This is a genomic window from Arthrobacter sp. R4, from assembly GCF_051365025.1.
Classification (GTDB): Bacteria; Actinomycetota; Actinomycetes; order Actinomycetales; family Micrococcaceae; genus Arthrobacter.
The window spans coordinates 1-1,885 of record NZ_JBLWIJ010000036.1 but is presented as its reverse complement, the minus strand read 5'-3'; the positions used below and the strand labels follow the sequence as shown (position 1 = coordinate 1,885).

General features: G+C 65.9%; 1 protein-coding gene. It reads left to right on the top strand.

The window, feature by feature from the left end; genetic code table 11:
* Positions 1 to 193: 193 nt before the first annotated feature.
* On the top strand, positions 194 to 1,885 hold a 1,692-nt coding region (locus ACLKOZ_RS20010), incomplete at its 3' end, for a thiamine pyrophosphate-dependent enzyme (RefSeq protein ID WP_436477710.1).

Below are 1,885 nucleotides of genomic sequence, written 5' to 3'. Positions count from 1 at the left end.
TCGCCTCCGCCCTCATGGTCGCCGGCTGGTACGCCTGCCGCAACCGCATCCGCGAAATCGCCGAAACCCGCGACGGCTTCACCGGCACAGCCCCCGTCATCGCCAACCCGACACCCATCAGATAAGCCCTGTCCTACCTACGGCGAACGCCTCCCTTTTGCAAACAACCAGTCCGAACAGCCAAAGAAAGCCCATGACAACGGAAACCGAAACAACCCTGACCGCATCCCACACCCAGCCTGCCGCCGTCGTAATTTCCAGCGACGGCCCCCGGCAGGCAGGCTATTCGGCCGAGCCCCGAGGCGAGGCCAACCCCGCGCTGAAATCGGCCGGGCACGTGATTGTTGATTCGCTGGTGGCCCACGGTGTGGAACGCACCTACGTGGTTCCCGGCGAGAGCTTCCTGGATGTTTTGGACGGCCTGCATAACTCGGAGATTGAGACCATCGTGTGCCGGCACGAGGGCGGCGCCGCCTACATGGCCGAAGCGGACGGGAAAATGCACCAGCGCCCGGGCATAGCCATGGTGACCCGGGGGCCCGGCGCGGCCAACGCGCATGTGGGGCTGCACACCGCGTGGCAGGATTCCACTCCCATGCTGTTGTTCGTCGGCCTGATCCCCTTCGCGCACCGGGACCGCGAAGCGTTCCAGGAGTTCGACATCAAAGCCTGGTTCGATACCGGCGCGAAGCGCGTGATGGTCCTTGACCATGCGGAGCGGGCATCCGAGATCGTGGCCGAGGCGATGTTTGCGGCGATGAGCGGACGGCCGGGCCCGGTAGTGGTGGGCTTGCCGGAGGACATCATTCGGCAGCAGATTGAGCCGGCGTTGCACCCCGCCATCCCCGTGGCGGCCGGCGGCATGAGCAGCACCGACGCCGCTGCCCTCAAGGCTGCGCTGGCAGAGTCACGCAAGCCGCTGTTTGTCACCGGCGGCAACGACTGGACGCAAGAGGCGGCGGACCAGCTGACCGGATGGCTGGAGCGGCACAATGTTCCGGCTGCAGCCGAATGGCGGACGCAGGGAACAGTCTCCTTCGATTCCCCCTCCTATGTGGGCCCGATCGGCTACGGCCGGCCCCGCCCCACTTACGACCTGCTTGAGGAAACGGACTTGCTCGTCTTTGTGGGGACGGTACCGGGTGACGTGATTACGGACGGGTTCCTCTGCCGGCAGGACTGGAACAAGAAGAACTTCCTGGTCACTGTGGACCCGTCGCTCCGTGGCCGGTCAGGGCCCGTTTCGCGGCAAATCCTGGCCAAGCCCGAGGCCTTCGTCCGCGACCTTGTGAGCATAGACCTGCCGGAGAACGAAGAGTGGAAGGCGTGGACGTCGAGGATGCGCGGGGAGCAGGAGCGGTTTGCCGCGCTTCCTGCGGCGACGCCGACGGCGGGGCAGGCGAGGATGGACACCCTGATGGCGAACCTCGTGCCGAGGCTGCCGGAAGACTCGATGGTGACATTCGGTGCGGGGGAGCACACCAACTGGGCCCACCGCTACTTCCCCACCCGCCGCTACGCCTCCATGATCAGCGCCCGTAACGGCTCCATGGGCTATTCGGTCCCCTCAGCCATCGCGGCGTCGTTGGCCGAGCCCCGACGCCGTGTTGTCACGATCGCCGGGGACGGGGAGTTCCTCATGAACGGCCAGGAGCTGGCCACCGCGGCACAGTACGGTGCCACGCCGCTGGTAATCGTCATGGACAACCAGGAATATGGCACCATCCGCACCCACCAGGAGCGGCACTATCCCGCACGCGTGTCCGGAACCCAGCTGAAGAACCCGGACTTTGGCATGATGGCCCGCGCCTTCGGCGGTTTCGGGGTCACTGTCACCGAAGACTGTGACATTTCGGCGGCACTGGACGCCGCCTTGGCGGCCATT